Here is a 777-nt window from a genome sequence, read left to right as displayed (position 1 = left end):
TCTGTCACATGCCCGAAAAGATTGGGTTGATTCTTTTTTAGCTGAATGGTGAAGTCACCATTCTTTTCCGTGATTTGCGCCATTGTTGGCGCTAAGCAATGCAGCGAGTCTAAGGTGACTATTGCATCTTTTAGGACTAAAGCATCTAGAACATCGTGAGATAAACTGATTTCTTTACCTTTGCCATGAGTAGACTGTTGATAAAGCATTAGCCCACTTTCAACATCATACGCATTGACAACGTGTAACATGCTTTTTAACCCATTTGTTTTAGTTCCACGTAAAGCCTTACCATCTATTGCCAAAACCGATTTTTCGGTTCGAGTTCGTTCAGAATTCAACCATTCAAACAATGCGTCTAGTAAAGTATCACTATCTAACGCACTGATAATGTTAGCAATGCAGTGTCGTTTGGGAATGCCATTTTCAAATCCTCGATATTGTCTTAACCAGTCAATTTGGCTTTCACCAAATTCTTGAATGGACTTCCATCCGGTAGCGCCACTGAGTACAGCAGAAAATACTAGAAAAACGACATCAACTAAGTTGTGTTTAACGTTAATATCATTACGTGGATCGGGTATGCGATTAAGGCGTTCAAAAAGTGTCATTTTGTAGGTTGAGTAGTACATAGATAATGATCTGATCAACAAAATCAGGATTAGTTCAATCGAAAATAAAGAACATTTAATTCCTTGATGCAGGTGAACGCAAATTGACCGTGTTGTTTGGCATTTAATCAATTAAACCCTACAAACTATGTGAGATCTCGCCCTG

1 protein-coding gene is annotated in these 777 nt (G+C 38.5%); it reads right to left on the bottom strand.

Going from position 1 to position 777, the window contains the following annotated elements:
- On the bottom strand, positions 1 to 632 hold a 632-nt coding region (locus VTH8203_RS18315; protein ID WP_244181254.1), incomplete at its 3' end, for an ISAs1 family transposase.
- Positions 633 to 777: the final 145 nt, after the last annotated feature.

This window comes from Vibrio thalassae (assembly GCF_900089835.1).
In the GTDB taxonomy this organism is placed as follows: Bacteria; Pseudomonadota; Gammaproteobacteria; order Enterobacterales; family Vibrionaceae; genus Vibrio; species Vibrio thalassae.
This window is presented reverse-complemented; position numbering and strand designations above follow the sequence as displayed.